Annotated in this window: 32 protein-coding genes, 1 pseudogene and 1 riboswitch; of the genes and pseudogenes, 28 read left to right on the top strand and 5 right to left on the bottom strand. The window is 37.8% G+C overall.

The features are described 5' to 3' along the window. Positions 1-121: 121 nt before the first annotated feature. From MKX65_RS12445 to MKX65_RS12400, 10 genes are all read left to right on the top strand, one after another. Positions 122-448, top strand: a complete 327-nt coding sequence (locus MKX65_RS12445; protein WP_160549828.1) for a PTS lactose/cellobiose transporter subunit IIA — start codon at positions 122-124, stop codon at positions 446-448. Next, entirely contained in the window at positions 445-1,773 is a 1,329-nt protein-coding gene (locus MKX65_RS12440; protein ID WP_160549835.1) for a family 4 glycosyl hydrolase, read from the top strand. Before MKX65_RS12445 ends, MKX65_RS12440 begins: the two co-directional genes overlap by 4 nt. A gap of 390 nt (positions 1,774-2,163) precedes the next feature. Next, positions 2,164-2,379 carry a hypothetical protein gene (locus MKX65_RS12435; protein WP_160549829.1) on the top strand — a complete coding sequence of 72 codons (216 nt, stop codon included), beginning with the start codon at positions 2,164-2,166 and terminating at the stop codon, positions 2,377-2,379. A 22-nt stretch (positions 2,380-2,401) separates the two neighbouring features. After that, on the top strand, positions 2,402-2,665 hold the full coding sequence (locus MKX65_RS12430) for a GNAT family N-acetyltransferase (protein ID WP_340903827.1): 264 nt from the start codon (positions 2,402-2,404) through the stop codon (positions 2,663-2,665). After that, on the top strand, positions 2,637-2,933 hold the full coding sequence (locus MKX65_RS12425) for a GNAT family N-acetyltransferase (RefSeq protein WP_340903826.1): 297 nt from the start codon (positions 2,637-2,639) through the stop codon (positions 2,931-2,933). Before MKX65_RS12430 ends, MKX65_RS12425 begins: the two co-directional genes overlap by 29 nt. 93 nt (positions 2,934-3,026) lie before the next feature. Continuing rightward, a complete protein-coding gene (locus MKX65_RS12420; RefSeq protein ID WP_160549830.1) occupies positions 3,027-4,202 on the top strand; it encodes a hypothetical protein in 1,176 nt (391 codons plus the stop codon). Positions 4,203-4,364: 162 nt separating this feature from the next. Next, positions 4,365-4,808, top strand: coding sequence for a MarR family transcriptional regulator (locus MKX65_RS12415; RefSeq protein ID WP_160549831.1), 444 nt, complete (start codon positions 4,365-4,367; stop codon positions 4,806-4,808). Then, complete coding sequence (locus tag MKX65_RS12410) at positions 4,808-5,317, top strand: hypothetical protein (protein ID WP_160549832.1); 510 nt, start codon at positions 4,808-4,810, stop codon at positions 5,315-5,317. Before MKX65_RS12415 ends, MKX65_RS12410 begins: the two co-directional genes overlap by 1 nt. Then, a complete protein-coding gene (locus MKX65_RS12405; RefSeq protein ID WP_160549833.1) occupies positions 5,314-6,039 on the top strand; it encodes a CPBP family glutamic-type intramembrane protease in 726 nt (241 codons plus the stop codon). Before MKX65_RS12410 ends, MKX65_RS12405 begins: the two co-directional genes overlap by 4 nt. A gap of 92 nt (positions 6,040-6,131) precedes the next feature. Beyond that, positions 6,132-6,368 (top strand): hypothetical protein, encoded by a 237-nt coding sequence (locus MKX65_RS12400; RefSeq protein WP_160549834.1) that lies wholly within the window; start codon positions 6,132-6,134, stop codon positions 6,366-6,368. Positions 6,369-6,755: 387 nt separating this feature from the next. On the opposite strand, the gene MKX65_RS12395 is transcribed toward MKX65_RS12400, so the two are convergent. After that, positions 6,756-8,003, bottom strand: coding sequence for an IS4 family transposase (locus MKX65_RS12395; RefSeq protein ID WP_340903822.1), 1,248 nt, complete (start codon positions 8,001-8,003; stop codon positions 6,756-6,758). 391 nt (positions 8,004-8,394) lie between these two features. Here MKX65_RS12395 and MKX65_RS12390 point away from each other — a divergent pair, with 391 nt between their 5' ends. The 5 genes from MKX65_RS12390 to MKX65_RS12370 all read left to right on the top strand — a co-directional run bounded on the left by MKX65_RS12390 (position 8,395) and on the right by MKX65_RS12370 (position 11,205). Continuing rightward, a complete protein-coding gene (locus tag MKX65_RS12390; RefSeq protein WP_445677949.1) occupies positions 8,395-8,988 on the top strand; it encodes a YitT family protein in 594 nt (197 codons plus the stop codon). A 223-nt stretch (positions 8,989-9,211) separates the two neighbouring features. Continuing rightward, positions 9,212-9,553 carry an RNA polymerase sigma factor gene (locus MKX65_RS12385; RefSeq protein WP_340903821.1) on the top strand — a complete coding sequence of 114 codons (342 nt, stop codon included), beginning with the start codon at positions 9,212-9,214 and terminating at the stop codon, positions 9,551-9,553. Further along, positions 9,499-9,717, top strand: coding sequence for a sigma factor-like helix-turn-helix DNA-binding protein (locus MKX65_RS12380; protein WP_340906242.1), 219 nt, complete (start codon positions 9,499-9,501; stop codon positions 9,715-9,717). The genes MKX65_RS12385 and MKX65_RS12380 overlap by 55 nt, the downstream gene beginning before the upstream one ends. Beyond that, positions 9,707-10,297 (top strand): hypothetical protein, encoded by a 591-nt coding sequence (locus MKX65_RS12375; RefSeq protein WP_340903820.1) that lies wholly within the window; start codon positions 9,707-9,709, stop codon positions 10,295-10,297. The genes MKX65_RS12380 and MKX65_RS12375 overlap by 11 nt, the downstream gene beginning before the upstream one ends. Before the next feature lie 167 nt (positions 10,298-10,464). Beyond that, on the top strand, positions 10,465-11,205 hold the full coding sequence (locus MKX65_RS12370) for a polysaccharide deacetylase family protein (RefSeq protein WP_160549430.1): 741 nt from the start codon (positions 10,465-10,467) through the stop codon (positions 11,203-11,205). A 113-nt stretch (positions 11,206-11,318) separates the two neighbouring features. On the opposite strand, the gene MKX65_RS12365 is transcribed toward MKX65_RS12370, so the two are convergent. Further along, positions 11,319-11,816, bottom strand: a complete 498-nt coding sequence (locus MKX65_RS12365; protein WP_160549428.1) for an ABC transporter permease — start codon at positions 11,814-11,816, stop codon at positions 11,319-11,321. 307 nt (positions 11,817-12,123) lie between these two features. On the opposite strand from MKX65_RS12365, the gene ppnP reads away from it, so the two are divergent. From ppnP to MKX65_RS12345, 4 genes and pseudogenes are all read left to right on the top strand, one after another. Continuing rightward, positions 12,124-12,441: a pyrimidine/purine nucleoside phosphorylase gene (gene ppnP / locus MKX65_RS12360; RefSeq protein ID WP_160549427.1), complete on the top strand. Its 318-nt coding sequence runs from the start codon at positions 12,124-12,126 to the stop codon at positions 12,439-12,441. A 154-nt stretch (positions 12,442-12,595) separates the two neighbouring features. Beyond that, positions 12,596-13,042, top strand: a complete 447-nt coding sequence (locus MKX65_RS12355; RefSeq protein WP_160549425.1) for a hypothetical protein — start codon at positions 12,596-12,598, stop codon at positions 13,040-13,042. Position 13,043: 1 nt separating this feature from the next. Further along, a complete protein-coding gene (locus MKX65_RS12350; protein WP_160549424.1) occupies positions 13,044-13,268 on the top strand; it encodes a helix-turn-helix transcriptional regulator in 225 nt (74 codons plus the stop codon). A 63-nt stretch (positions 13,269-13,331) separates the two neighbouring features. Beyond that, positions 13,332-14,035, top strand: a pseudogene (locus tag MKX65_RS12345) (DUF4386 domain-containing protein). A gap of 426 nt (positions 14,036-14,461) precedes the next feature. Here MKX65_RS12345 and MKX65_RS12335 read toward each other — a convergent pair. Continuing rightward, positions 14,462-14,860: an NUDIX domain-containing protein gene (locus tag MKX65_RS12335; protein ID WP_160549422.1), complete on the bottom strand. Its 399-nt coding sequence runs from the start codon at positions 14,858-14,860 to the stop codon at positions 14,462-14,464. A 228-nt stretch (positions 14,861-15,088) separates the two neighbouring features. Between MKX65_RS12335 and MKX65_RS12330 the strand changes: the two genes are divergently transcribed. Next, complete coding sequence (locus MKX65_RS12330) at positions 15,089-15,265, top strand: hypothetical protein (RefSeq protein WP_160549420.1); 177 nt, start codon at positions 15,089-15,091, stop codon at positions 15,263-15,265. A 211-nt stretch (positions 15,266-15,476) separates the two neighbouring features. Then, entirely contained in the window at positions 15,477-16,832 is a 1,356-nt protein-coding gene (gene glnA / locus MKX65_RS12325) for a type I glutamate--ammonia ligase (RefSeq protein WP_340903813.1), read from the top strand. A 74-nt stretch (positions 16,833-16,906) separates the two neighbouring features. On the opposite strand, the gene MKX65_RS12320 is transcribed toward glnA, so the two are convergent. Continuing rightward, positions 16,907-17,665, bottom strand: coding sequence for a carbon-nitrogen hydrolase family protein (locus MKX65_RS12320; protein ID WP_340903812.1), 759 nt, complete (start codon positions 17,663-17,665; stop codon positions 16,907-16,909). A gap of 99 nt (positions 17,666-17,764) precedes the next feature. After that, a complete protein-coding gene (locus tag MKX65_RS12315) occupies positions 17,765-18,409 on the bottom strand; it encodes a YczE/YyaS/YitT family protein (RefSeq protein WP_340903811.1) in 645 nt (214 codons plus the stop codon). Between the two features lie 116 nt (positions 18,410-18,525). Between MKX65_RS12315 and MKX65_RS12310 the strand changes: the two genes are divergently transcribed. The 7 genes from MKX65_RS12310 to MKX65_RS27095 all read left to right on the top strand — a co-directional run bounded on the left by MKX65_RS12310 (position 18,526) and on the right by MKX65_RS27095 (position 23,291). Then, positions 18,526-18,978, top strand: coding sequence for a MarR family transcriptional regulator (locus tag MKX65_RS12310; protein WP_160549414.1), 453 nt, complete (start codon positions 18,526-18,528; stop codon positions 18,976-18,978). Between the two features lie 24 nt (positions 18,979-19,002). Further along, positions 19,003-19,518 carry a GNAT family N-acetyltransferase gene (locus MKX65_RS12305; protein WP_160549413.1) on the top strand — a complete coding sequence of 172 codons (516 nt, stop codon included), beginning with the start codon at positions 19,003-19,005 and terminating at the stop codon, positions 19,516-19,518. Between the two features lie 22 nt (positions 19,519-19,540). Further along, a complete protein-coding gene (locus tag MKX65_RS12300; RefSeq protein ID WP_160549412.1) occupies positions 19,541-20,152 on the top strand; it encodes an FMN-binding negative transcriptional regulator in 612 nt (203 codons plus the stop codon). A 55-nt stretch (positions 20,153-20,207) separates the two neighbouring features. Next, positions 20,208-20,334: riboswitch (cyclic di-AMP (ydaO/yuaA leader) on the top strand. Positions 20,335-20,408: 74 nt separating this feature from the next. Next, positions 20,409-20,546 carry a TrkA C-terminal domain-containing protein gene (locus MKX65_RS12295; protein ID WP_160549410.1) on the top strand — a complete coding sequence of 46 codons (138 nt, stop codon included), beginning with the start codon at positions 20,409-20,411 and terminating at the stop codon, positions 20,544-20,546. Between the two features lie 2 nt (positions 20,547-20,548). Beyond that, the gene (locus tag MKX65_RS12290) at positions 20,549-21,868 is read left to right on the top strand and encodes a TrkH family potassium uptake protein (protein ID WP_160549409.1); all 1,320 of its coding nucleotides are present in this window, start codon (positions 20,549-20,551) and stop codon (positions 21,866-21,868) included. A 269-nt stretch (positions 21,869-22,137) separates the two neighbouring features. Then, positions 22,138-23,157: a spore germination protein gene (locus MKX65_RS12285; protein WP_340903808.1), complete on the top strand. Its 1,020-nt coding sequence runs from the start codon at positions 22,138-22,140 to the stop codon at positions 23,155-23,157. Then, on the top strand, positions 23,151-23,291 hold the full coding sequence (locus MKX65_RS27095) for a spore germination protein (protein ID WP_445677915.1): 141 nt from the start codon (positions 23,151-23,153) through the stop codon (positions 23,289-23,291). The genes MKX65_RS12285 and MKX65_RS27095 overlap by 7 nt, the downstream gene beginning before the upstream one ends. Positions 23,292-23,373: the final 82 nt, after the last annotated feature.

The raw sequence follows: 23,373 nt of genomic DNA, 5'->3' as shown, positions 1-23,373 counted from the left end.
CTATTTCCTAAAATTCAGGGGGTGGCAATTTTTTTGCTCAAAAAGCCCTCTATCAAGGTATTTTATAGCCTATTTAATATAAAAGTTTTGACAATACGGATCAAGTAAGAGGGGGAGAAACATGGAACAAGAGCAAATTGTGTTTCAAATCATTTTACACGGGGGAAACGGTCGGAGCTCTTCGATGGAGGCGATCATTGCAGCAAAGGCAGGCGACTTTGAAAGAGCACGGGCCAAGCTTCAGGAAGCGGCCAATGAGTTACATGAAGCTCATAAAATACAAACAAATCTCATTCAATTAGAGATACGAGAAGGTCCATCTACCGTCTCACTATTAATGGTCCACGCGCAGGATCATTTAATGAATGCGATCGTCGTTAAGGATCTCGCGTCTGAATTTGTGGATTTGTATGAAACACTAGGGTGTTCACAGGAGGAAGAAGCATGACAAAAAAATTGAAGGTAGCCACGATTGGCGGAGGATCTAGTTATACTCCGGAATTAGTGGAGGGATTTATTAAACGATACGACGAGTTCCCGGTGAGTGAGCTTTGGTTAGTCGATATTGAGGCAGGGAAAGAGAAGCTTGAAATCGTCGGAAACCTGGCGAAACGAATGGTGAAAAAAGCGGGGCTACGGATTGATGTCCATTTAACATTAGATCGTAGGGAAGCGTTAAAGGATGCGGACTTTGTGACGACTCAGTTTCGGGTGGGCTTGCTAGAAGCTCGCGCGAAGGATGAGCGAATTCCATTGAAATACGGCGTGCTCGGGCAGGAAACGAATGGTCCGGGAGGCTTGTTTAAAGGGTTACGGACGATTCCTGTGATTCTAGACATTTGTCGAGACATGGAAGAGCTATGTCCGAACGCGTGGTTGATCAATTTTACCAATCCAGCTGGCATGGTGACAGAAGCTGTTCTTCGTTATTCTTCTATTAAAAAAGTCGTCGGGCTCTGTAATGTTCCGATTGGCATGGAAATGGGGATTGCGAAGCTGTTGGGTGTGGAACACTCTCGCATCCGCATAGATTTTGCAGGGCTCAATCATATGGTGTATGGTTTGGATGTGTTTGTGGACGGTGAGAGTGTGAAGGAGAAGGTATTCAGCCTGTTAACGGACGCGAACAACACAAGCTTTGTGAAAAACATCCCAGGTTACGGATGGGAGCCACAGTTTTTAAAAGCACTAAATGCCCTGCCATGTCCGTATCATATGTATTATTACAAAACGAAAACAATGGTCGACAAAACACTTGAAAGTGCCGAAAAGGAAGGGACGCGAGCAGAGGTCGTTCAACGTCTCGAAAAGGACTTGTTTGAGTTATACAAAGATGAAAACTTAAACATCAAACCACCACAGCTCGAAAAACGTGGAGGAGCATATTATTCTGATGCTGCCGTTCGGCTCATAACGTCTATCTATAATGATAAAGGCGACATCCAGCCAGTTAACACGATGAACGCCGGTGCGATCGCCAGTATTCCGTACGACTCGGCCGTGGAGGTGAGCTGTATCATTACAAAGGACGGTCCAAGGCCCCTTACGATGGGAGATCTTCCGGTGGCTGTTCGGGGATTGGTTCAGCAAATCAAATCGTTTGAACGAGTAGCAGCAGAGGCAGCGGTGACCGGTGACTATGCGACCGCGTTACTTGCGATGTGCATCAACCCGCTGACTCCGTCGGATACGGTTGGGAAAGAGATCTTGGATGACATGTTGGAGGCGCATAAGGAGCATCTGCCTCAATTTTTTAAAGAGAGCGGCGTGTGAAAACACGTTGCTTTTTTTGTGGGGTGTGATTTTGTGACTGTTGTTACTGGGATGGAGCTGATGAGTTTGAGTTTAGTGCCTAGCGATTCCAGAATTTAGTAGAATGAGGTCACTAAAATTAGATATGGTGCCTGTGTATTCCAAAATTTAGTAGACTGTGGTCACTAAGATTAGATATGGTGCCCATGGATTCCAGAAATTAGTGGAATGAGATCACTAAGTTAGCATTTAGGACGTGTGGATTCCAAAATATAGTAAAATGAATGAACTAAGTTACCTTTAGTATCTATAATTCCATTACTAGGTCATTTTGTTGATAAAAATCTCATTAATTATGTTCTTCAAAGGACGAAAGTGGTAAAATTTACATTAAAGGAGGTCCGGTCCCTTATGCCTGTTATCGTTGCTAGTATTTTTTCAGCCCTCATTATCCTGATGACCGTATCATTCATGATTAAAGTGTTACATATCGGTTATAAACGAAAGGAAATTAGTTTTCGACTGCTCCTCTTGTACAGTGGTACCTCCGTGGCTGTTGGATCCATCGTTGCTATAAGTCTGCCTTTTGCTTATACAAAGCTCTTTCACTGGGTATTAGGAGCATAATTTTACAAAAGGAGTGGTCCTTATGACGCTTTCAACCGAAAGATTAATCCTGAGAAAGCTAGAAGCAACCGATGCCGAACGCATTGAAGAATTAGCAGGAGACTTCGAGGTGGCGAAAACGACACTGAATATTCCGCATCCCTATCCAAAGGGATCAGCCTTGGCATTTATACATAGTGTAATAGAATCTGAGTGCAAGGGGAAATTGGTCACATACGCGCTCACAAAAAAAAGAAACCTACGAGCTAATCGGACTGATGGCCATCAGCATCCATTCTACCTTTAACCGCGGGGAGCTTGCGTATTGGGTCGGAAAGCCTTATTGGGGACAAGGCTACGGAACCGAAGCCGCGAAGGCGCTTCTCCGATATGGATTTGAAGTACTCCAACTCAATCGAATTTATGCGCAAAGTTTTACCACCAACCCAGGATCGTGGAGAATCATGGAGAAAATCGGTCTCAAATACGAAGGAACCTTGAGACAGCATGCATCCCGCTTTGGCGAGTACTATGATTTGGCTCAATACGGCATCCTTAAAGAAGAATTCAATTAAGGAGGACAAAGGTTGGAAGAGCAGGAGAAGAGAAAGCTAAAATATTAAAAGGTTTTACTATGGCTAGTCGGATTAAGCATTGTAACTGTAGTGATGTATTATTTTGACAAGCAAAAGGTGTATAAAGAAGAGAAACCACCCGTGCCCGTCGTTTCTTTAGGTGAACAGAAAACACAAGTATTTCATGGGTCCTATACCTGGAATGACGGTGAGGTAATAAAGGAATTGGCTGACCTTAAAGACGTCAATTTTAAACGAGTGGCGTACCGAGATCAACTTCATATTGATTTCCCAGAAGGAAAGGAACCTTTGTATATAGCAAAAGGGGCGTACGACCCCACCGGCAATGGTACATATCCGATTCCTAGTATGTTTAATGATGAAAGTGTTAGCTTTTTAGGGAATTATCCAAGCGTCCTGACTCTTTCTTTAAAAGCTTTCTGGAAAAATGGTAAGCGAGCGGAGTATATTGTTCCTTTAAACGTTGAGCCTGTAGCTCCAGAAAAAGAATATTTACCCGTTAACAAGGGGTTTTATTCCTTGCTCGGTGTATACAATGGTGACTCAGAGTTGAATACAACGATTCATCAACAAATTTCCGAAGCTTCTCCGAATTTTTTGATGGAGTATAAGGGATATGTTCATATAGAAATGGCCAAGAATTATTATCGAGAGCTACAAATAGAAAGTGGCCCATTGTATCTCCTGTTTTATGAAGAAAAAGAAGTTTTTCGAACAGATTCTGAAGAAGAATTATTGCAATATATTAAAGACCACACGTTTGTAAGTAGAGAGACGATCGAAGGGATCGTAACGAAAGTGGATCGGGAATTAGGGTTCATTTATGTGGATGACCATCCTTTTTCACTAACGGATACATTTATCCGAGTGGGCCAAAACATTCAACTAGAAGTGGGGAATGTGAGTAAGGAGCTTCCTTATCAGCAAGTCGTGGAAAAGGTCGAGGTGCTTGAAGAACCCGATAAAGTTCTTCTGAATAAAGACTGGTTATCCAAAAAGGAGGACAAATTTTCGCTTTTGGTCATAGGAGATGAAGCGTTCAGCACCCCCTTTAAAAACCCACAAAAAGATGATTTCGCTTTAATTGACCAGATCACCATGAAGCGGTCACTTTCTTCCATTGAAGACCCATCAATTTTTGTATTTAATACGGAAGAGTTGGTATATCAGACAGATGACTGCAACAGTCTTTTAAAATATTTATTTGAAACAGAACAGTTAAAGCCTTTAAAGGAGGATCTCGACTAATATCAACTGCAAGCTGGAGACCATAAAAGGTCCTCAGTTTTTTTTGTTGAAAACATTTCCATATTTTATATAGATTCAAGGTAAAATATGGTGTAATATTTAAGTGTACTTAATAATTAATGTAAATAAATTATTTATTCTTCTTAAGAAAGGAGAACTTCCATGGACCTAAAGCAAATTCTCATTGAAGCCAATCGTTTTTCTGAAGACATCAAATTTGTTTTTATCAACGAATACAAAAAGCTACTAGACGAAAATGAGTTATCCCAGAAACAATCTCTCGTTCTAAGCATAATAGAGAAAAAACAACAATTGACGATGAATGAAGTAGCAGAAATCATCAATGGAACCCCAAGTGCAGCCAGCCAGTTCATTCAAAAGTTGGAGAATAAGCAGTACGTGAAACGAGAGGTGAACAAGGAAAATCGCAGAGTGGTGTTCGTGTTACTTGATGAAAAGGGAGAGGCCTTTTTTAACGAAATGACTGCGATTGATGAAAGGGTGTTAGAAAAATACTTTCTGCAGCTTCCAGAAGAGGATATTATCAAGTATCACGAAATTTTGAAAAAGCTTCACCAAATCGTAGTGAGAGGAGGGGGAGGGTAATGGAGACGGCATTCGCTAATCGACATTTTTCCTATCATAAAGAGTCAGGTTATACCGGCTTTATCATAGCGATGATATGTGTTTGCGTCGTAGAAACGGTCGGAGTCTCATTTTTATTATATAAATGGAGCCCCGTTCTTCACTGGATTCATCTATTTTTATCGGTATCGACTATTCTTTTCCTCATCCTTGATTTACACGCTGTCACTAAGAATCCAATCCTCATTCAACATGACGAACTCATCATAAAAGTAGGTCTTCGCCCAACTGTTCAAATTCGACTTTCAAATATCTTAGAAATCAAGAGTGGGAAAATGAACTTTGAGAATGACCGAAAAAAGAAAGAGGTGCTCGACCTCTCGTTATTAGGCTTTGACGAACCCACTTTTGAAATCGTTTTAGCAGAGCCTATCCATGAGAAAAACAAGAGCATTCAACGTATCTTTTTTACCGTCGATGATGAACGTGCCTTTTACAAACTAGTGAATCAAGGGAGAGGAAATCATTGAGTATTTTCTATTGGATGGTCCTTCTATTTCTCATGGCGTACGAACCCGTCTATGGTTATTTTGATTATCAGAAATTTAAACGGAGAGTCGCACAATATCCATTGGAGAGAGTGAAGTATTATAAGAAGGTTATGCTCGGACTATGGATTCCGACCGTTCTGATCCTAACAATAACAGCATTTGGTCCTTTGAACTTCCAAGACATCGGCTTTAAAGGAATCACCATTAATACATCAACTTTAGGACCTTGGGTCACGTATTGTTCTTTCGGATTAGCGGGGATTTATCTGGTTAGTCTCATATATTATTTAGTAGGTTCAAAGGTTAGTATTAAAATGAGAGCCGACATTGCCGAGCTAAAGAAAAGAGAGCATGAGAAAATCGCGTTCAAAGATATTTTGCCACATTCGAAAGAAGACAAACGTGTATGGACGTATGTGTCTTGGACAGCGGGAATCACGGAAGAAATCATTTACCGAGGCTTTCTAATTTTTGCCCTTTTTCAGCTATTTCCGGGTCTTTCCATTTGGCCCGTGTTGATCTTTTCCTCCTTGATATTTGGTTTGGCCCACACATACCAAGGAATTTTGAATGTCATTAAAACTTCATTGATTGGTTTGTTTTTCGCCATTTTATATATCGGATTAGACTCGATTGTCCCCCTCATAATTTTGCACTTTTTAATCGATTATGTTGGAAAGATCGGTGATGATGGGGAATGAAATCGATTTGTTTTATTCCTATTAAGTACTTTAAGGATAATTATGGAAAAATTTAATGGTGAGATTGCAAAATTTTCTGGAGGGATTATCTCATGGAGAAAATTTTAGTGAAAACGGGGATATATTCATTTATAGGTTCTTTCTTTTTATTAATTATTTTTATGAAAAGGGAACAAAACACGATAGATGTGGACGGGATGACTACATTTACGGTTACCCCTTACCCAGAGTATTTCTTTTCTATTTTAAGATATTCGGTAATTTCTGCAGTCATTGCAGTTGTACTTGTATGTGGTTATATACTGACAAATAAGAAAAGTTCGGAATAAACTTAACAGATTTATTTTTGGTTTATGATGGGTCGTAGTTTTTTAAAGCACCCGAGTGGAGAAATAGTCGGAGAAATTCCACTTAATTAATAATTTTTATTAAAAAACAATAAAATAGACAAGAGATTCCGCCTATTGGCTCAAAAAAATCGAAAAGAAGTGATTTTTCATTGCGTAACCGGAAAAACTCCTCTTATTTACCCCCATAACAAGCTCCATTCTGCATTTAACGGAAAAATATCCATTACCATTGCAAAAATATCCACAAGGATACAACGTATTTACTTTTTATGGATTTTATGTATAATTTTTACAGATGTATTTTTCGACTTTGAGCCAAAAAGTTAAGGGGGTTATATTTGAACCCAGTTATCCAAAAAATGGATGTTATTTTCTTTGTTTTTTATATTTTGCCATTGAACTAGTACTTACCCCCACCTGTTTTACAATTGCCACACCTGCATCATGAAGTTCAATTTCATTTGGCGGGTGATGGCTCTTTTGTCTTCCTTTAGATGTTCTTTGTGGTAACCGGTGTAACTCATTGAGAAAACTTTCCCATGTCCTTTCGGCATGGACGCGAAGAAGGGTGAGTACTTTCCAGGTTGTTTTCTTATTATCCTCAACTAACCTAACATATAAAGTGACACAGTACGCCGCCATAGCAAAGAAAATCTGATTCCAGATTCCTTGAGGTTGGGTACTTTGTAGTTTAACTAGGCGTAGATGTTGTTTCATCCACTTAAAAAACAGTTCAATCATCCAACGGTGCCGGTACAATTCAGTTACTTCTTCAGCTTTCAAATCCCAACGATTGGTTACTACACGGTACTCTTTCCCTTCTTCATCCATGAATTCCACAAGACGAAGGGGCTGTTCCATGGATCTAAAACTACTCCCCATGACGACTAAGGCGTCTAGCTTAACCCTACTGCCATCGGGAACTTCATAGGATTTTATCATGTTCGCCTTATGCCCAGCTTGGATACGCATGGCGAATGGAATCCGGTTTTCCACCCAATGGTCCATTTTTTTGTAATCCACATAGCCACGGTCCATCACATGGGTCGCATGAGGGTCTACCACGAGATTAAGCATGACTTCACGATCATCCACATTACCTGTAGAAGGAATGACCATGTCGGGATAAGCTGTGCCGGGATCGGTTATCACAATCCGAGTATGTAGCTTCACGCAATTACTATGCTTTGTAAAATACGTCCATTTTCCTAGTGTAGGTCCAAGAAGCAGAGAAGAGGAATCTACGAGATGCAGACGGCCCAAAGAAGGGATCCCTTTTCTGTTACTCGTCAATTTATTCAACTGGGTAACAGCATCAAGAAATAACTGCCGTGGCAGGACCGAAGGTAAGGCATTGACTCGACGACTTAGTTGAGATGCACTTATACTAGTGAGGCCAAACAGTTCTTCTGTACCATCCATGGCACGAATACGTTCTTCTGTTTCCTCGTAGGATTTCCAATTTCCTAGTTGCATAGCGACACAAATCCTCATTAAATTAGCGGTGGTCAGTTTTTTTACTCCGTTGTCTAAGGACGAACCCTTAAATTTTTCAAATGGTAAGAAAGAAAGGCATTTACTAAATACAGTTTGATTTGATATGATGTTATCCATGAAAGTCTCCTTTAGTCGCAGTCACGGATAACGTGGGTTCAGCTTCTACTTTAGGAGATTTTTTTGCTTTCGTCCATAAAAATAGCCCCCTATCAATTAGAAAGGGGCTATTTAAATATATTTTTTTGCCTGTGGATACATATGCAATGCTAGTGAAAAATATCCGCTTATTTCTTTAGCTGGTTACTCGATAAAGGATAAAACATCTTTACTTTTTATATACTAATAACGATGCCCATACGACTGTCATTTCGGCACGTATTTTAAAAATAGTACCTCAAATCGGAACTCTTTATTTAAGCCTTAGTGGCTTTTTTTTTTATGAAAGAAACCGCCATAACAAGCATATATTAAGGACAGGCCATAACTAGTTCGGAGATGAATCCACATGGTGTATTTCCTTAAGAAAACCGCAATTGTCTTACTCGGTAGTATGTTATTGTCTTTTGGTATCAATTTTTTTTTAGTTCCTTTTGAAGTACTTGATGGTGGAATCATTGGGATTGGTTTAATAATAAAGTATTTAACGGGGCTACAAGCAGGTTTAGTGATTATATGTTTGAGTGTCCCGATTTTTGTGCTAGCTTGGTTATATAACAAAAATTATTTTTATAATAGTTTGCATGGGATGCTCATTTCTTCCTTTGTCATTGATTTACTGGCCTCTTCTCAACTTTTACCATCTGATATGATTCTTCACCCGATAGTAAGTTCGATATTGGGAGGAATTTTTATTGGAGTGGGTATTGGGATCATGCTTTGGTATGAAACAAGTACAGGAGGAACAGACCTCATCGCGCAATTTTTATCAAAATTATTTAACATCAATGTTGGAATGATCATATTTGTCATCGATACGGTTGTGATTTCCATAGGAGGATGGCTCATTTCAAAAGATACCTTTCTCTTGTCGATTTTGACGGTGATCTTTGTAGGCTTTTTCACTAGCTTTTGTACATGGAACTACAGAACAGAAAATGGTTAGAAGTCATCGTTAGTTGGGTGTAATTGAACTTATATGAAAATTGGCATTCCTTTAAAATTGGGATGCCTTTTTACTATTAAAAAAGCTTTGATTTTTACTCGAACAGAGAGTTAAAAAACGTTATAAAGAATAGATATTTGTAAAAAGTGTGAAATAAATGAGGCTGTGAATCGACTAATTGATAAGTATAAAAAATCGGAGGGATTAGGGAGTTGACCAGCTCATGATTAGCAACAAAATTTCGGAATGGTTTTACTTGTACAACAAAGATATTTATCATTTTTTGGTTTATTACATTGGGTCGAGTGATGTTGAGGATCTGGTGCAGGAAGTTTTTATCCGAGCCATTAAAGGCTATGATACGTTTCAGCAAAAATCGAGTCCTAAAACCTGGCTTTTTTCGATTGCACGCCATGTAGGGATGGATGAAATGAGAAAAAGGAAGCGCGTAAGGATGATACAAAACTTTGGTTCTGGGAAGAGCAAACCGAAAAGGAAACACCGGAGTTCATTCTCCAAGAAAATGAAAATAACCGGTTACTGTACCAGGCGATCCAATCATTAAAAGCAAATTATCGAGATGTGATCATCCTAAGAGGAATTAAAGAACTATCTGTATCTGAAACAGCATCCATATTACATTGGAATGAAAATAAGGTTCGAATCACCTATCATCGTGCACTAAAGGCACTACAAAAAGCAAAGGAGGATTTTCTATATGAAAGATAATGAGAGATTTCATGATTTAGAGAGAAATATCCGATCCTTACCCGAACCGGATTATGATAAACAGTTTACCCAAAATCGCATCCATGAAAATGTATTACAGTTTGCAAGTTCTTATGAGAAAAAGAAAAAGAGAGTGACTATTATGAAAAAGATTTCATTAGGTTTAGTTAGTGTTACAGCCCTCGTGTTATTCGCCATTCTTACCCTTCCAATAAATGAGGAGCGGCCATCTGGTTCTGATCCAAATGAACAAACGACAACAGATGAAAATGTAGTGGACCACGAAAAAGAGGTTATTGATCAGAATAAAGGAACAGAAATTCTTTATGAAAATACAGAATTTGGTTTTACTTTTACCCTTCCAAAAAGTTGGGGTGATTACCAGATTGTATCGGATTCTTGGGAAGGGATTTCAGAACAAAATAATACAATGGAACATGGTCCCATTCTTTCCATTAGGCACCCTCAGTGGTCAGAGGAAAAGCCAAGACAAGATATTCCGATCCTGATTTTTACTCTTACTCAATGGTCCTCGCTTGAAAAAGGGGAATTTCATATAGGTGCAGCTCCTGTTGGTTAGGACAAAATAATGAGTATGTTTTTGCGCTTCCAGCAAGGTATAACTTTGCCTTTTTAGAGGGGTATGAAGAAGTAGAAACGATTTTAGCAAATCAGCCACTTCAACCGAATGAAGAGAGATAAAGAACAAATAATAAGTGAAAAAGGTATATAAAGGCGAGGGAATTGATGAAAAAGTGTGCCATGGTTTTCCTATGTTTTCTTTTTGTACTGCTTCCATCACATGTTTTCGCTCAGCAGAAAGTCCCTATATTAATTTATCATTCGATCGATGAATTTAAGGGTGTGGGTTCTAAAGATTTATATGTAACCCCTGAAAATTTCGAAAAACAAATGATCTATTTACGAGATCATGGTTTTACTTTATTAACGTTTGAACAATGGGAAGATCGATATAAAGTACAAAAACCAATTTTCATTACGTTTGATGATGGATACAAAAACAATTTGAATGCATTTGCCATTTTTCAAAAACTGAAAAATGAAAGGTTCCAACCGAAAGGTACGATGTTTGTTCTTTCTGACTTTATTGGCCGTTCCAATCGATTATCACAAGCGGATCTCAAAATGATGGTTGATTCGGGTATGATCTCGATCCAGTCTCATACCGCTACACATCCTGATCTGACGAAAATAAATAATTTTGATGTTGAACTAAAAAAGTCTAAGGAAAAAATTCAACAGATAACAGGAAAACCAGTGATTGCTCTTGCGTACCCATATGGCAATACGGATAAAAAGGTGGTAGAAGAAACGAAGAAATACTATAGATTTGGACTAACTACAACTCCTGAACTATTTTCTGAAAAAGGCATGAAAGATGAACTTTACTTTTTACCAAGAGTGTATATTACGTATTCCACAACTCTTGAGGAATTTGCAAAGATTGTTGAGGGAGAACGAAAGTAATAATATGGGGGATAAAAAATACCCTGTCTTCGCTACATAACCAATGTTAGCGAGGGCAGGGTTAAATAAATGGCGCCATTTTTATCTAAATGTTCTACTATTTAAGTGTAGAATTAATCATCATCTTCCTTATCGTCATCCTTGCGTAATGGGGAAGGAAATCTAGCAGCTTCGAAACGTGAACCGTCTTCTCCTGTGTCAATTGTTCCCGCAATGTTGCTTTGAGCAAACACTTCGACCACATCATTTTCTTTCAAATTTAAGATGGTAGATACTTGTACACTGTTTACAAATGGTGTTCCTCCACCAAAGAAATCATTGTCAATGGCTACCGCAGGATTACCATTTACACGAATTTCAATTCTTGCACGATAATCCAAATTAGGGTTAGCTGGTGCGAATCCAACTGAGGCTAAAATTAAATATACGCCATCATTTTCTGGAATAAATGTTGAAGTATTTGGGTTATATTCACCAGCTAAATCAAATTGCTGTGTTGGAAATATAACTTTTATTGGACTATTTGCTGGGACTGGTTGAGGAGTTGTAACGTTAACAGCTCTGAATGCGGATGCTCGTACTAGATTCTTGTTTTTACCGTTTTTACCCATAATATCATTCCTTTCTATTATTTTGGGTTCATAGTAGAAACTACGAACCTTCAATCAACAGCATATGTTTCAAATAATAAAAAGGTAGGGCAACTAGTAACCGTCAATCGTACATTTTTATTATAATCTGTTACCATTTTTAAATGCGTAGGTAAGAAATGGAGATTAGTGTAATAGACTTATAGTATTCATCCTATACTCTGTTCAGATATTTATAGTTTTTATTCCTAGTTGACTCTCAACTTTTTGTTCCCCAATTAAAGATTTTATGATTAAATGAGGACAGAAAAGGGAGAGGATGGATCCAATGGCAGAATTTACGAATGTAACAATCTCTACGAAAGCAAATATTTACTTTGAGGGAAAGGTAACAAGTAGAACCGTAGTTTTTCAGGATGGAACTCGAAAAACGTTAGGAATTATGCTTCCAGGAGAATATGAATTTTCAACATCTCAAAAAGAAGAGATGGATATTCAAGCGGGAGTCCTTGAATATAAATTACAGGGGCAAGAATGGAAAACAATCGAAAATAGTGGTGTGTTTTATGTACCTGCCAACGAAAGCTTTTCTTTAAAAGTTCATTCGGTTGTTGATTATTGTTGTTCTTATTTTTCTGAGGAGTAAATTGCTAGATTCATCACAATAAAGGCCGGCACACTGTTACAACTGTGTCCGGTCTTTTTTGGTAAAATTTTCTTGACTTTATGTAAAGTTCACTATACATTATGTATAACAGGTTTAACATTAAGTAAAAGTAAATTGACAAGTGAGGTTTATTATGACGTATCAAGAAAAGAAAAGTATCGTGTCATTGATCAGTGCTATTCTCATTTTTGGGTTTTATGGTTTGTATATGTATCCTCAATATCCCGAAGGAGGGCTAGAGTCTCCCGAAGCCTTTCGTTTTTGGGGTAGTTTCGTCCTCATCTTGACGGTCGTTTCCATCGTTGCACACATCGTAATCAGCATCATCTTTAACATCATTTATAGAATGACAACCAGAGAAAAGGAACCAAAATTTGCGGATGAACTGGATAAATTAATCGACCTGAAAGCGTTCCGAAACTCATTTTTTGTGTTTGTCATCGGCTTTCTTCTTGCTATGGGATCACTGATCATTTACCAGCCGTTACACGTAATGTTTATAGTCTTGATTCTTTCGGGCTTTGTTTCGGATGTGACTGGATCAGCTACGAAACTTTATCATTATCGGAAAGGGGTCTAAAATGGGAAAAAATCTTGTCGGCAATCACATTCGAAAATTACGATTCAATCATGATGAAATGACCCAGCAGCAATTAGCTGACAAGGTGGGTGTAACCAGACAAACCATCGTGGCTCTCGAAAAGGGAAACTACTCCCCATCTCTTGAACTCGCTTTTCGTATTGCTCACGCCTTTCACTTACCGTTGGAGGAAGTATTCTTTTATGGAGATGACCCAACACAGTAAGAATTTTTGATGATTGTTTTTGTTTTAACGTTTGTCAATTTATGAACAGAAGGGGATAAATAAATGATGATAAACAAAAGAGCAGCCAAACTAGTGGGAGTACTGTTTATTCTTGCAGCCGTTTCGGCAGTAGCGGGTGTGTTATTATACGATCCTATCCTTAATGGTTCCGATTACTTGAGCAATGGTTCCAAACACGCGAACCAAATCATATGGGGAGCACTAATGGAATTAATTCTTGTCGTTTCAGCGGTTGGTACAGCAACGACAATGTTTCCGATTTTAAGAAGATATAACGAAACCATCGCATTATGGCATGTTTGTTTTCGGTTTCTTGAAGCGATTGTCATTACGGTTGGTGTGATCAGCGTGCTGTCCCTTTTGACCTTAAGCCGAGAATTTATTGCAGCTGGAGCTCCGGATGCAGCAGCTTTTCAAACGTCAGGTACCGTATTAAAAGCCATCCATGAATGGACATTTATGCTAGGGCCCAATTTCATGCTAGGTATCAATACGATGAGTACAGTTATATATTTTATAAAACCAAGCTCGTACCTAGGTTTATTCCAATTTTAGGTATGACCGGAGCAGCTCTTGTGTTTGTTTGTGCCTTGTTAGTGATGTTTGGTGTTATTGAGCAAGTGTCAGTTTGGGGTGGGTTGTTGGCACTGCCGGTAGCAGCGAATGAAATGATTTTAGCTGTATGGTTGATCGTGAAAGGATTCAATTCCTCTGCTCTTGATAGTTTATTTTCAAAAAAAGATTAGATTAGTAAAGAATAACTGAATATACATGTAGCGGACCTCCAAATCAATGGAAGTCCGTTTTTTGTGGGGAGTGTGATTTTTTGACCGTGGTTACTCCAAATTAGTGGGATGGGGTGCTGAGTTTGAGTTAGGTTTAGTGACTGGTGATTCCAGTTATTAGCATGTTAGAGTAACTAAATAAAGATTTAGTGCCTTCGAGATCCATATTTTAGTGGAATGAGGTCACTAAGTTTAGATTTGGCGCCCGTGAATTCCAGAAATTAGTGGAATGAAGTCGCTAAATAAAGATTTTGTGCCCTTGAGATCCATATTTTAGTAGAAGGAGGTCATTAAGTTTAGATTTAGTGCCCATGAATTTCACAATCGTGGGGAATCATCTTCCATTAGCTGGGGAAGAGTGTACCTCTTTCCCAACCAAATTCATTTCTACATCCATTCCTTCCTTAACAACTCGACGGCGGGAATATCGGCAGGGGCCCAAACAAGGGAAGACAGATGTTCTCGTTTCAGCCAAAGGAGCTTCGAGTGTTCACTTGGCAGTGGGATGCCATCCACCAAACGACATTTAATTGTGATCAATTGAATGATAAAGGTCTCATACTCATGCCTATGCTCGTTATGTAATTCATCGGGTTCGATGAGGCAGCCCAGTTCTTCGTGAATCTCGCGTTTAACCGCTGTATGCAAATCCTCGTCCTTTTCGACCTTTCCACCAGGAAACTCCCACATATTTGGCATCACCATGGATGGAGAGCGGAGGGCGCATAAAATTTCTTTGTATTCATTTTCAATCACCGCAGCGACGACTTTGATTTGTTTCTTCATGTTTACCTCCCAGTAGCTTTTTACCATTAAAAACTTGTAAAAGTAGCCTTGTCCATGAAATATGAATCATGCAAGAAAACGATTTCAAGAATATAATAAAAGAAAGAAGGAATTTTAAACGAAAGACCATGAAAAAAGATGTAGTTTTACAAGCTTTGGCCTCATACACTTAATAATACCTAATTTCGTTGAAAACAAACCAAAAAAGATTGAACGGGAGTGAGGTCCATGAATAAGAGTGAATATTTATTCTTCTGCCAGCATTGTGGAGTGCCTCAAAGAATTCCAGAGTTTGCTTTAAAAACGTATCTGTGTGATGAAAAGGTGAAGCAGTATTATTGTAACAATTGCAGTCGAGAAAATAAAATTCCAGAATACGTGAAAAAATTGAAATCGGAGCTCTAGGTAGGGTAAGGATTCCACATATGGCTACACAGGTACCATGTAAATGCTTACATGGTATTTTTTTATGCTCATAGATTTTTAAAGAGAATAGTAAATAGAAAAATAGTTATCAAAAAATTTAAAAAAGAAGTTGTCGAAATGTGAAACATCTATTATAATTCATTTAAATGAATGTCATATAATATAACACAGTGACGGGGGATTATCTAACATGACAAATACTTTAGTAGAATTAGAAACTTCAACTCTAGAACAAATTAAAGAAACAATAAAAGAAAAAAGTGTAGAACTATTACACTTACAATTCGTTGATATTGAAGGAATCTTAAAGCATGTAACAGTAACAGTGGAGCAATTAGAGGATGTAGTAGAAGGAAAAATGATGTTTGACGGATCTTCTGTTAAAGGGTTCTCCCCTATTAATAAGTCAGACCTTTACTTACAACCGGATTTAACAACATTTGCTGTTTTACCTTGGTCAGTAGAAGAAGGATATTCAGAAGCTAGATTTTTATGTTCTGTAAAAAACCCGGATGGAACACCATTTGATGGAGATACAAGAAATGTTTTAAAGAAAACTGTTGAGCGTGCGGCTGAAAGTGGATATACGATTTCAGTTGGACCTGAGCTAGAATTCTTCTTATTCAAAACAGACGAAAATGGCTACGCAACTCAAGAACTAAGTGATAAAGCTGGCTATTTCGAGCCATCACCACATGATCTTGGAGAGCGCGTTCGTTTAGAAATTTACCGTACATTAAAGGCAATGGGCTTTACAATTGAAGCGTCTCACCATGAGGTAGCTGAAGGTCAACATGAAATCAATTTCAAGTATGCAGATGCTTTAACAGCAGCAGATTTGTCTACTACGTATAAATGGGTAGTTAAAACCATTGCTCAGAAATTTGGATTACATGCAACATTCATGCCGAAGCCTGCATTCGGAATCAATGGTTCTGGTATGCACGTGAATATGTCGTTCTTTGAAGGAAGCGAAAATGCCTTCTTTGATCCATCGGATGAGTTACAATTATCGAAGAAAGCATACCATTTCATTGCAGGTGTACTTGAAAACGTAAAGAGCTTCGCGGCTGTAACAAATCCGCTAGTAAACTCTTATAAGCGTTTAGTACCTGGCTATGAAGCGCCATGCTACCTTGCATGGTCAGCATCTAACCGTTCGGCTCTTATCCGTATTCCAGCAAAGAAAGGTCTTGCGACTCGCGTAGAATTACGTTGTCCAGATCCATCTGCAAACCCATACTTAACGTTTGCTGTCATTGCAGCTGCAGGTTTAGATGGAATTGAAAAAGAACTAGAAGCTCCAGCTCCAATTAACGAAGACATCTTCCATATGACAGATGAGAGAAGAGCTCATTTAGGAATTGAGAATCTTCCTGGAAGCTTAAAAGAAGCTGTAGTTGAATTAGAAGCTAGTAACTTTGGTGCTAAAGCATTAGGCGAGCACGTATATGGTGAATATGTAGCAATGAAAAAAGCAGAGTGGGATAGCTACCGCATCTCCGTTCACGCTTGGGAAATTGAAAACTATCACTCAAAGTTCTAATTTGAACAATCAACTATATAGAATAAAAAGGATGGAACCAATATGTTCCATCCTTTCCTTTTGTAAATGATCAATTAAATGATGGTAATGGTAAAGTCAGGGGAGACTAAATCCATTTTTTCTAAGTCCCATTCAAAAGTTAAAATAGCCGATTGTTTGGATTGGTGCGTAAGGAGACGTTTCCCATTCTTAATAACTAGACTTTCAGCTTCCCAAAAGGTAACCGACTCATCTTCTCCTGTACGATTACAAACAAATACACACAATCCAGTATCCTTTGATCTTTGTTCCCACTCACCGTTTGGGCCGTGTAGCCCTGGGCCCCAGGAGGATGGTGCAATTAAGATCTCAGCTCCTTTATGTAAAAAGGTATCCGCAATGTTTGGGGTATAAGCATCCGCACAGATTAATACACCAATTTTCACATGACCCATGTCAATAGGTTCAATGGAAGTGCCAGATGTAGACCAATCATCGATACTTGCAATCTTCCTTTGTTTACCTATTAATTGACCATCAGGGTTTATAACAAACACGGAATTATAAAGCTCTCCAGTTTCTGACCGTTCAGGACACCCAAGAAATACAGTAGTATTCAAAGATTGAACATAGGTTATAAAGTTTGTCATCCATTCATCCGGTTGTGGCTTGATCCACTGAGTTCCAATCTTTTGAGAAAATTGCAATTCGCTAACGGCTAATTCAGGGGTAATAATCCAATCTACCTGTTGATCCGCCACTTGTTTAACGGCTGTTTCAATGAGCCTTTGATTATTTTCGATATCACCTGCAATTGGCAGCAAGTGTAATAAAGCTACTTTTATTTTCTTCATGATTTCCCCCATTTAGAATTACTGATAATGAGTATTATATCAATGAAACGGGGGAAGTGAGCGGATGGCAGAACACCTTCCTAAGAAATTTGTTACATGCTATGTTGAATGGTGATTATCCTGATCATAATTTGGTAATGAACTAGATCTTGCTAATAGGCGGTTTACTACTTTTTCAGTGATTGGCATAAAGGAATTAAGGATAAGACCCCCAAAACAAACGGTTAAAAGAGTTCCAATGCCAATGGGTCCTTTTAAAAGGATGGCCATGATCAAGAATACGAGATAAATGAATGTTCTCGAAACAAATATATTTGTTCTAGTTAATTCTTGGATGATTAAGGTTAATCGGTCCACTGGAATCGGTGCAAAATGGGTGTGTAAATAGGTTGCCGTTCCTAATCCTATAGCAACTAAACCCATTCCAAAACATATCAATTGGCTGTACCAATGTTCAGGTGAAACCCAATCGCGCAATAAAAAAAGCCACAGATCAATACCAATACCTGTTATCAATGCCGTTAACAACCCCAAAGCTTCTGGTCTTTGTCTTTTTAAAATGGAATTACAACAAATGATTAGGAAAGCTAGGATGATTTCCCAACTACCCACAGTAAATCCCACAGTCTTGGAAAGTCCCACTAAAACTGCATCAAAAGGTGAAGTGCCCAGGTCTGATTGTATAGTGAAAGAAATACCAAGGGTTAATATGAAAATTCCTACTACATATAAAGCATATTTCACTTTTCTCGACCTCTTTATCATTATTTTTTTGTTGCAAACGCAACAAAATTAGGTTAAATTTAACATATACTATTTTTATTGTATTTGCAACAAAAATACGTGCTGAGGAGGGAATTATGAAGGAAATTCTTCGTGAAATGGGAATGATTGCAAGAGCATTAGATTCAATAAGCAATATAGAGTTTAAAGAGTATGACCTGACAAAAGGACAGTATTTGTACTTGGTGAGAATATGCGAAAACCCTGGGATTATTCAAGAAAAGGTAGCGGAAATGATAAAAGTCGATCGAACAACAGCCGCTCGAGCGATAAAAAAACTCGAAATGAATGGGTTTATTGAAAAAAAAGAAGATCAACAGAACAAAAAAATTAAAAAACTCTTTTCAACAGAGAAAGGGAAACAGGTCTATCCTTATATCAAAAGAGAAAATGATTATTCCAATAAGGTAGCGTTAGAGGGCTTTTCCGAAAAAGAAGTAGAAACCTTGTTCCATCATCTTCAAAGAGTTAGAAAAAATGTAGAAAAAGACTGGGAATTTGTAAAAAAGGGAAACAAGAGAAATTATTGATGATATAAAGGAGCGACAGATTTAATGATAAATATCCAACCATGTACCCTTGAGGATTCACGCCAACTTCAAGAAATTAGTTATGTAACTTTTAATGAGACATTTAAGCAGCAGAATTCACCCGAAAATATGAAGGCCTATATGGAGAGGGCATTCCACTTAAACCAGCTAGAAAAAGAATTAGCTAATATTTCTTCGCAATTCTTTTTTGTTTATTTAAATCATGAACTTGCTGGATATTTAAAGGTAAATACCAAGGATGCTCAGACGGAAGAAATGGGTGATGAAGCACTTGAAATTGAGAGAATTTATATAAAAAGAGAATGTCAAAAACACGGTCTTGGTAAATATATGCTAAATAAAGCGATAGAAATAGCAAAGGCGCGTGATATGAAGAAAATCTGGTTAGGTGTATGGGAAAAAAATGAAAATGCGATTGCTTTTTATCAGAAAATGGGTTTTGTCCAAACAGGAGAGCATTCTTTTTATATGGGTGATGAGGAACAAAGGGACTTGATCATGACGAAAACACTCATCTAACTTTTTAGGAAAGGGGAATTACATGTATATTCCAAACTATTTTAAGATCACAGATGAAACCATAGCCTACGATATAATGAAAGAGCATAGTTTTGCGACGCTTATTTCTCAAAATAACGGAATGCCATTCGCCACTCATTTACCATTAATGTTGAACAAGGAGAATACCTACTTATACGGACACTTTGCTCGTCCCAATCCTCAGTGGACTAATATCCAAAATCAAACCGTACTAGCTATTTTCCATGGTCCTCATTGTTATATCTCCCCATCTTGGTATGAGACAAATAAGGCGGTTCCAACATGGAATTACGTGACTGTTCATGTGTATGGAGAAGTCGAGCTTTTAGAGGATGAACATGAGTTAATGAATTCTTTACATGAAATGGTATTAAAATATGAGGCTCCTGACAGTTCATACAAATTACAGAACGTAGATGGTGAGTTTCTCACTGGAATGAACAAAGGAATTCAAGGTTTCAAAATAAAAATCAATAAAATCGAAGGAAAAGCGAAGTTAAGTCAAAACCATTCTACACAGCGACAAGAGCTAGTTATTGAACAACTAGATCGTTGTTCAAATACAGATGAGAAACAGATTGCTTCTTTGATGAAGGCTAATCTAAAAAAGTAATGGATTCTTTATTGACAGTATATTGTGCAAGTAATATATTTGTCTAAGATAAAACTAAATAAAAAAGCCGAATCTTTATTGAGCGGGGGAACCAATCTTTTGGGGTGAATCTACAATTTGTAGAAGGAGACTCTCAACTCCTAATCCGTCAGCTAACCTCGTAGGTGTTATTGAGGGTGGATGTATTTTTATACATACAGGCCATTCTATTCTTTAGAATGGTCTTTTTTAATGAAGAAAGGGAAGGAAGTTACAGATGAAACAAATAGCTGTGCAGCGCGATGACAATGTGATTGTGGCACCACTTGCTGAAGAAATTCTCCAAAAGGGTGATGTGTTGATTGTGATTGGTCATAATGCAGACTTGAATCGCTTTGAAGAAAAAGGTGTATAAGAATGAAAACCAAGATGATAAACATGAATCCTTCTCAATTATTAATTTTAGTTTTTACTATCTTTATTATTATAGGAACGATTTTTCTTAAACTTCCATGGGCAACCACGACATCGATCAGTTGGTGGGATGCACTATTTACGGCAACTTCAGCCATGACTGTTACTGGCCTAGCAGTGGTTGATACAGAAACAGCATACACCTTGTTTGGCGAGATTGTAATTGTCTCATTGATTCAATTAGGCGGATTGGGAATTATGTCATTTGCGGTTTTAATCTTTATGGTTCTTGGAAAAAAGATTGGATTTAGGGAGCGAATCCTTGTTCAACAATCCATGAATCAAACTTCACTTGGTGGAGTCGTTCAATTAGTCAGGAACTTGTTTTTCTTTTCATTAGTTATTGAATTCATTGCCATGGTGTTGTTGTCCTTACGCTGGGTTCCAGAGCTGGGGTGGTCGAAGGGGATTTATTATAGCTTTTTTCATTCTATATCTGCGTTCAATAATGCTGGCTTTGCGTTATGGTCGGATGGACTTAGTAGATACGTAGGTGACCCAATAATAAATATTGTCATCACATTATTGTTTATCATTGGAGGTCTTGGATTTACGGTTTTAGCCGATTTAAAAAGTAAAGATACCTTTCGAAAACTTAGTTTACATTCAAAAATAATGATTGTCGGTACCTTTTCTATAAATATTGTTGCCATGCTTTTCATTTTCATTTTAGAATATGGAAATCCGAATACACTTGGCTCCTTATCCTTGGTTGAAAAATGGTGGGCATCGTATTTTCAAGCAGTGACAACTAGAACAGCTGGATTTAACAGTCTGGATATTGGAAGTTTGAGTGATCCAACGATCCATTTTATGATACTACTAATGTTTGTAGGTGCGGGCAGTGCATCGACGGGTGGAGGAATCAAACTAACGACATTCATTGTCATCGTGTTAGCTGTGGTAACGTACCTCAAAGGTAAAAAAGAAATTGTAGTGGCTAGAAGAACGGTCGCTGAAACCATCATATTCCGCTCATTAGCTATTACTATGATCTCTTTAACTTTAATTTTCTTGGCCATCTTTGTATTAACCATTACAGAAGAAGCAGCTTTCCTACCGATTGTGTTTGAAGTCGTTTCTGCGTTTGGGACAGTAGGTTTATCCATGGGAATCACTGGAACTCTCTCGATCATCGGTAAGCTGGTCATTATTATTGTCATGTTTGCAGGCAAGTTAGGTCCTTTAACGTTTGCTTTTTCTCTTGCACGTCAAGAAAAGTCGAAAATCCGTTATCCGCAGGAAGATGTGTTAACAGGTTGATCAATTTACATAAAGCTTCCTAAATTTAACATTTCATGTAGCATATTAATTTAAAGCAGATTACTTCATGTTTATTCTCATATCATGAACATGAAGCTATTAACCGAAATAAAAAAACAAAGCAGTTGATTATCACATCAACTGCTTTTTCAATGGCAATTTTTTGTTTCACTTCTAATCAGAACACCTTATATCCGACAGTTCAGATTGCTTGTAAAAGTATAGTAATTTGACCATTCCAAATACTCACTTTTAAGGGAGGGAGAAGGGTGACTAATATAGAAATTCAAAACTGCTTAAAAGAAAATATGATGAATATAAAGAACACTTTTCACGATACATCTGACCTTATTGTTAGAAAGATAAAGGTGGGCTCCAAAGGATCTTTTGATATAAATATCGTTTATCTGGACGGAATTATGGATGTAGATCTGATTCAGGAGAACGTCATAAAGCCTTTACTAGAACCGTTCAAGATTGTTAGTTTTAGGGAATCAATAGTTGATCAAGTCATTGAAAGAATAATTGAATCGGCAGATGTGAAAACCACTACGGAGTATAAGGTATTGACCGATAGTCTTGTACAAGGAAGTACCATATTACTGATTGACGGGTATCGAAAAGGAATAATAATACCATCTCCTAAATGGCCCGAAAGAAGTATCGAAGCATCAATTGGAGAACGTTCCTCAAGAGGTCCACAAATTGGATTAACAGAAAAAATGAAAACAAATATAAATTTGATCAGAAGTTCATTAAAAACTCCCGATTTTTGTGTAGAAACAATAAACATTGGTTCCATTTCACCCACATCTGTTTCTATTTTATATTTAGAAGGAATGGTTGATAAAGGAATCCTAAAAGAAGTAAAAAAGAGGCTGAAAAGTCTAAACATAAAGTATGTTCTTAGTGAAAGAGTATTAGAGGATGTGTTAGAAGGAAAACCAAAGTCTTTTTTTGCTCGAGTAAGACATTCAGAACGGATTGATGGGGTAGTATCTTCCTTATTTGAAGGGAGAGTGGTAGTTATTGTGGATGGATATCCTTTTGCTATCATAGCGCCTGCATTATTTATAGATTTTATGCAAGGAGCTGATGATTACCACATATCAATGGGCAGGTTTACAAATCGAATCATGCGTTTCATCGCCTTTGTATTAGGAGTGTATTTGCCTGGCGTTTATATTGCGATAGACAATTTTCATAACGACGATTTGCCAAACAAAATTTCAAAAGCAATCATTTCTAATGATGAACTGTTGCCAACCTTTTGGGCATCTATATGGTGAGTCTAAAATCTGTAGGCGTTCCTTATCTTTCACCGTTGATTCCGTTTAAAATAGAGGAATGTAAAGATACATTTTTTAGAGGAGATTTACAGAAACTTACTAATAGCAAACACACATATACCGAAGATAAATGATTAATATTCGCACAGTATAAACCAAAGAATTCACAACAAATCATGGTTGTGATTTTTTTGTTTTTTTGGCTGTGTTAAAGAG

Source organism: Robertmurraya sp. FSL R5-0851 (assembly GCF_038002965.1).
In the GTDB taxonomy this organism is placed as follows: domain Bacteria; phylum Bacillota; class Bacilli; order Bacillales; family Cytobacillaceae; genus Robertmurraya_A; species Robertmurraya_A beringensis.
This window is presented reverse-complemented; position numbering and strand designations above follow the sequence as displayed.